Origin of the sequence: Nostocoides japonicum T1-X7, from assembly GCF_001046855.1 — a bacterium.
GTDB lineage: Bacteria > Actinomycetota > Actinomycetes > Actinomycetales > Dermatophilaceae > Nostocoides > Nostocoides japonicum.
The window spans coordinates 3907182-3912965 of sequence record NZ_HF570958.1; the positions used below are offsets into that span (position 1 = coordinate 3907182).

The 5784-nt window shown below is 74.2% G+C and carries 6 protein-coding genes; all 6 read left to right on the forward strand.

All coding sequences use genetic code 11. The features are described 5' to 3' along the window. The first annotated feature begins 404 nt into the window (after positions 1-404). Positions 405-2312: a phage tail sheath subtilisin-like domain-containing protein gene (locus BN12_RS17705; protein WP_048554520.1), complete on the forward strand. Its 1908-nt coding sequence runs from the start codon at positions 405-407 to the stop codon at positions 2310-2312. A 1-nt stretch (position 2313) separates the two neighbouring features. Continuing rightward, on the forward strand, positions 2314-2817 hold the full coding sequence (locus BN12_RS17710) for a phage tail protein (protein WP_048554522.1): 504 nt from the start codon (positions 2314-2316) through the stop codon (positions 2815-2817). Position 2818: 1 nt separating this feature from the next. Next, entirely contained in the window at positions 2819-3505 is a 687-nt protein-coding gene (locus BN12_RS17715; protein WP_048554524.1) for a hypothetical protein, read from the forward strand. 416 nt (positions 3506-3921) lie between these two features. Continuing rightward, positions 3922-4311 (forward strand): hypothetical protein, encoded by a 390-nt coding sequence (locus BN12_RS24665; protein WP_157635549.1) that lies wholly within the window; start codon positions 3922-3924, stop codon positions 4309-4311. Beyond that, on the forward strand, positions 4308-5498 hold the full coding sequence (locus BN12_RS17725; protein ID WP_048554528.1) for a Pvc16 family protein: 1191 nt from the start codon (positions 4308-4310) through the stop codon (positions 5496-5498). The genes BN12_RS24665 and BN12_RS17725 overlap by 4 nt, the downstream gene beginning before the upstream one ends. 13 nt (positions 5499-5511) lie before the next feature. Beyond that, positions 5512-5784: hypothetical protein (locus BN12_RS25360; RefSeq protein ID WP_048554530.1), on the forward strand; the 273-nt coding region annotated here is incomplete at its 3' end.

Sequence of the window (5784 nt, forward strand, 5' to 3'; positions counted from 1 at the left end):
CCGACCGGCCGGCCCGGGGGTGGTGCACAGGCCCCGATTGGGTGGCAGAGCGCCAGGTGGTCGTCGGCTTCGGTCGGGCTTCCGGCCCCGACCGGCCGGCCCGGGGGTGGTGCACAGGCCCCGATTGGGTGGCCGAGCGCCAGGTGGTCGTCGGCGTCGGTCGGCCGTCGGTGGTCAGACGAGGACGGGGTGGTGCAGGAGCCCCGATTGGGTGGCAGAGCGCCAGGAGGTCGGGTGGGCGGGGTCGGGTGGGTGGTTCGGTATGCGGGGACAGATGGGTCGGCGACGCGACGGTAACGCGGCGGGGTATGCGGCAGCGACGCGGCGGGCGACGGGCGGGGCACACCCGCGGCGGACACTCGCCATGACGGCATACCGCCCTGCCCACCCTTCCGGAGGCTCCCGTGCCCGTTCAGACCACCTACCCCGGCGTCTACATCGTCGAGCAGCCCTCGGGATCGCACGTCATCACCGGCGTCTCGACGTCGGTCACCGCGTTCGTCGGGTCGGCGCGCAAGGGTCCGGGCGACACGCCGACCCGGCTATCCAGCTTCGCCGACTACGTGCGCACCTTCGGCGACGTCGTCGACGCCACGCAGCCCATGGGCCACTCGGTCCGCCTCTTCTTCGCCAACGGCGGGAGCCAGGCGATCGTCGTCCGGGCCCTCGGCGGGGGAGCCGTGGCCGCGGACCTCGACCTGCCCGCTGCCAGCGGCCTGACCCTCGCGCTCACGGCACGGTCGCGCGGTGGGTGGGGCAACGGCACCGGCGGCGGGACGACCGGCCAGGGCGGGCTCTTCGTCACGGTGACCTCGGCGACGCAGTACCCGGACGACCGGTTCGGCCTCATCGTCGCCGAGTGGACGCCCGGCGTCGGCGGCGGGCCGGCGAGCATCGTCGCCCAGGAGACGTGGTCGGAGCTGTCCATGTCGCCGAGTCATCCCCGGTACGTCGAGACGGCTCTCGCCGCGAGCACCCTCGTGACGGCCGAGGTGTCCGGCACGCCGGCGCCGGCGCCTGGCCAGGGGACGTCGACCGGCTCCGTCGCGGTCACCGGGTCGACGTCGGTCACGGTGAGCGGCAAGGCGATCCGGCTCACGGTGGACCAGGGGACGACGACCGACTACGTCCTCTTCCCGACCGAGAACCCACCCGTCGCCCACACCGTCAACGACGTCAAGGCGGAGATCAACGCCGCCGGCTCGATCTGGCCGGTCACGGCGAACATCTCGGGCGGCCGGCTCGTCCTCACGAGCGCGACGAGCGGCCTCGACAGTGCCGTCGTCGTCGGGGTCATCGGTCTGGACGACGCGTCGGAGGACTTCGGTCTCGGCGTGGCCCGCGGCGGCACCGAGGTGTCGGGGTCGGCTCCCTACCGCCCGGCCGTCGCGCCAGCAGCCGGGCTGACCGGTGGCGACGACGGGACGACGCCCGGCGCCGCGGACATCGTGTCGGCCACCGAGGGCCAGGGGATGCTCGCCCTCGACACGCTCGACGTGCCGCGGTTCAACATCCTCTGCCTGCCCGGGGTGACGACGAGCGACACGACGCCCGTCTCGACCGCCCTCGACTACTGCCGGCAGCAGAACGCGTTCTACGTCGTCGACCCCGCGGCGGGCCTCAACGCGGCCCAGCTGTCGACGGCGGCCAACCTGCTCCGGGCCCAAGGAGCGCACGGGGCCGTCTACTGGCCCCGGCTGGTCACCGCGGACTCCACGGCGGAGGGGTTCGGCGCCTGCGGCGCCGTCGCGGGGATCATGGCCCGGACCGACGCCTCGCGCGGGGTGTGGAAGGCGCCCGCCGGGCTCGACGCCGGTGTCGCGGGGGCGGTCGGGCTGACGGCGCCGACCAACGATGACGTCTCCGGAATCCTGAACCCGTTGGGGCTCAACGTTCTTCGTACGTTCCCTGGCGCGGGCCTCGTCGTCTGGGGCGCCCGGACCCTCGCCGGCAGCGACGTCCTCCAGAGCGACTCGAAGTACGTCCCTGTCCGGCGCCTCACCGACTACCTCTCGGTGAGCCTCTATCTCGGAACCCAGTTCGCCGTCTTCGAGCCGAACGACCCGGACCTGTGGGCGCAGCTGCGGCTCGCCGTCGGCGGGTTCATGCGCGGCCTGTTCGTCCAGGGCGCCTTCCAGCAGTCGGAGAAGCGGGCCGAGTCCGACAGCTTCTTCGTCGTCTGCGACGCGAGCGTCAACCCGCAGACCGAGATCGACCAGGGCCGCGTCAACGTCGTCGTCGGCTTCGCGCCCCTCAAACCGGCGGAGTTCGTCGTCATCACGATCACCCAGCTGAGCCAGGCGGGAGACTGACATGGCCGAGTTCACGGCGAATCCGACACGCTTCGACCCCTACAAGACCCACATGTTCCGCGTGAAGTGGGACGGGGTCTACGTCGCCGGTCTCTCGAAGATGTCGGCCCTCAAGCGGAGCACGGCGCCGGTGACCCATCGCGTCGGGGGCGACCCCGGCCGGGTCCGCAAGAGCCCCGGCCTGACGACCTACGACGCGGTGACCCTCGAGCGCGGGGTCACCCACGACCCGGCCTTCGAGGCGTGGGCCAACAAGGTCGCGAGCCTGGAGCAGCCGGGCATCTCGCTCCCGGACTTCCGCAAGGACCTCATCGTCGACGTCTTCAACGAGGCCGGGCAGAAGGTCATCAGCTACAAGCTGTTCCGGTGCTGGGTCTCGGAGTTCCAGGCGCTGCCGGCGCTCGATGCCGCGTCGGCTGCAGTAGCCATCCAGAGCATCAAGATCGAGCTCGAGGGCTGGGAACGCGACCCCTCGGTGACCGAGCCCGTCGAGCAAAGCGTGTGACATGCCCGGCGCGCTCGGCACGTCCCGGCTGGCGCGGCTGGTGGCGGCCTTCGACGACGGATCGAGCCTGCTCGAGCAGGCCCGGTCCGTCCTGCGGGCCTGCCCCGACGAGGCGGTCCTCGTCCGCTACGGCGTGACCGACCCGGCCGACCTGCCCGCCGGTGCCGCCGACCGGTGCCTCCTCGCGGCGTACGCCGACCTCACGGGGCGACCACTCGAGGTGAGCGCGCGGTGCGACGCCTGCGGCGCCCGGTCGGCGTTCGGCCTCACTCCCGAGTCGGTCGGAGAGCACCGGTGGGTATGCTGGGTCACCGGTGCCGGGGGCGGCCTGCGGGAGCCGTCGTATGCCGACCTGCTCGCCTGCGCGGGCGACCCGTCGGCACTCGTCACGGCCTGCGGCGTCGGCGCCGCGGACGCCGAGGCGGGGAGCTGGGCGGAGCTCGAGTCGGTCGACACGACGCTGTCCGGTCCCCTGCGGTCGGTCTGCGCCGAGTGCGGCGCCCCGCTCGTCGTCGACGTCGACGTCGTGCCGCTCGTCCTCGCCGGGCTCGCCGGGGTGTGCGCCGACGTGGACCGGGAGGTGCATCTCCTCGCCTCCGCGTACGGCTGGGACCTCGCGACGATCGAGTCCCTCCCCGACGCCCGGCGGCAACGGCTCGCGGCACTCGTCTCCGGGGTGGCCGGATGACCGGGCAGCAGTCGTCGCCGGCGGCCGGGCGGCCGTCCGGGGGGCTCGCGCGGGCTCTTGGTCGGGCGACGCGCCGACCGGTCCGGGTGCGCATGCCCGGAGACGGTGGCGCCCGGCTGGGATCGGGCGCCGACCCCAGCCGGAGCGACCTGGCTGAGAGCCATGTCGCGACGTCGATGGCCCGAGCGGCCGACCCCGTTGGGACACCGGCATTCCCGGCGGCAGTCGGGCCCGACGGCGAGCCGTCGACCCGGGATGAGCACGCGGGGCGGACGGTCGGCGGAGCACGGGGCGCCTCTCGGGTCGTCGGTGCCTTCGATGCGACCGACCCCTCCCGCGGACCTCTCGACGCGGTGTCCCCGGCGGTGCATGCAGCCGGGACACGAACGCGGGTCCGAGCGACCGCGTCGGCCCCGGTGAGCGCGTCCGGCCCGACCCGCGCCGTCGGTCGGCCCGGCGGCGAGGCCGAGCCGGATGAGGGGACCCAGGACGAAGCGATCCTGGACGAGGCGACCCTCGCCCAGGGCTCGGTCCGGTCCGCAGAGTCCGCAACCCACGCCAAGCCGGGACCGAATGAGGCTGCCGAGGCGCTGGCGCTCGTCCCCGACCCGACCGAGTCCCTCGCCAGGAGGTCGACCGCCGTCGACCGACCCACGACGGCGTCCCCCGAAGCCCCGGCCGCCCCGCCCGTCGTCATCGGCCGGATCGACATCCACGTCACCGCCCCGGAGCCCGAGCCGGACCCGTTCGCGGGGCTGCGGGCCGTCGCGGGCGGGATCACGGCACGGCGCGGAGGTGGGTGGTGAGCCTCTTCACGCCCGGCCCGCCCGTCCTCGCGGGGGTCGACGAGGTGCTCCGGACCCTCACGACGGAGGCGCTCAAGGGCCTCGCGGACCCGGTCGGCGTGAGCGTCGGTCCGCTCGACCGGCCCGTCGACGGCCCGCGGCTCAACTGGTTCCTCTACCGCGTCGAGCCGGCGACGGCATACGTCAACATGGAGTATCCCGGCACCGGATGGCGCAGCCGCCGCGGGCACCCGCCGCTCGCGCTCACCCTCCGCTACCTGCTGAGCGCCGACCCGGGCGAGCTCACCGCGAGCGGCAACGAGGACGACGTCGTCCACGCCGGCCTGTCGGCCCTCATGTCGGCCCTGCACGACAACGGGATCCTCGGCATCGACACGCCGGTGGCGACCGGACCCGACCGCACCCTCGCCGATGTCGCGCCGTCGCTCCAGGGCATGCTCGAGCCGCTGCGGGTCTCGCCCGACGCGGTCGCGCTGGAGACGATGACGGCGCTGTGGAACACCGGCTCCCACGCCCTGCGCCTGTCCGTCGCGTATGCCGTCAGCCTCGTGACCGTGCCGCCCCAGACCGCCTTCACGACGGGCCCGCCCGTCCAGGTCCGCAGGATCGGGGTGTCCCCGGCGACGATCCCGGTCATCGCGGCGGTCGAGCCGTCCGTCGCCTCCTTCGACGACCCGCTCGCCGTGACGGTCCGCGGGCTCACCGACGTGCGGACCGTCACCCTGTCCCGTCTCCCGGGCGACCCCGACGACCCGACGGACGGGCGCCCCGACCCCGTCCACACCCACAGCACCGGACCGTGGACCCTCCCGTCGACCGCGTCGCAGGACGGACTCCTCGTCCACCTGCCGAACGACACGATCGTCGCCGGCCAGCGCGCCCTCGTCGTGACGAACATCGCGGAGGGCCTCCCGGCCGGAAGCGGGCACGCCATGGTGACCGTCGTCCCGCAGGTCGTGTCCGCGGCCGCCCCGCTCGCGACGGGGGCGAACGCGACGCTGACGGTCCGCCACGCGACCGCCACCGGTCAGGCCTTCATCGCGGGAACCCCTGTGCCGTATGCCGTTCTCACGCCGACGACGGTCCGAGTCGCCGTTCCGGACCTGCCGGTGTCGCCGACCGTCCCCGTCAGCCTGCGGGCGGGCACGGTGAGCGGACCGACGACCGAGCTCGCGGTGGCGCCATGAGGACGGTGGACCGGTGAGCGTGGCGGTGCAGCGCGGGATCCCGGGGACGACGCCGCTTCGGGACCGACTCGCGAACCGTCCGGGGACGGAGGCCGGCGACCCGCGGCTCGACGCGTGGCGCGACATCGTGGCCGGCGCCGCGACCCAGGTCCTGCGGACCTACCGCGAGACCTGGACCGCCGGCGAGCTCGACGACGCCGCACGCGCGACGGCCGGGATCGGGCTGACGGTCGGCGCGCCGGAGGTGCCGTCGGTCGGAGCGCCGCTCGGGCTGTCGGGCGGAGAT

Bases quoted from the DNA above. Each gene is read 5' to 3' on its own strand.
- BN12_RS17710 (WP_048554522.1), top strand. From the start codon at position 2,314: ATGGCCGAGTTCACGGCGAATCCGACACGCTTCGACCCCTACAAGACC.
- BN12_RS17715 (WP_048554524.1), top strand. From the start codon at position 2,819: ATGCCCGGCGCGCTCGGCACGTCCCGGCTGGCGCGGCTGGTGGCGGCC.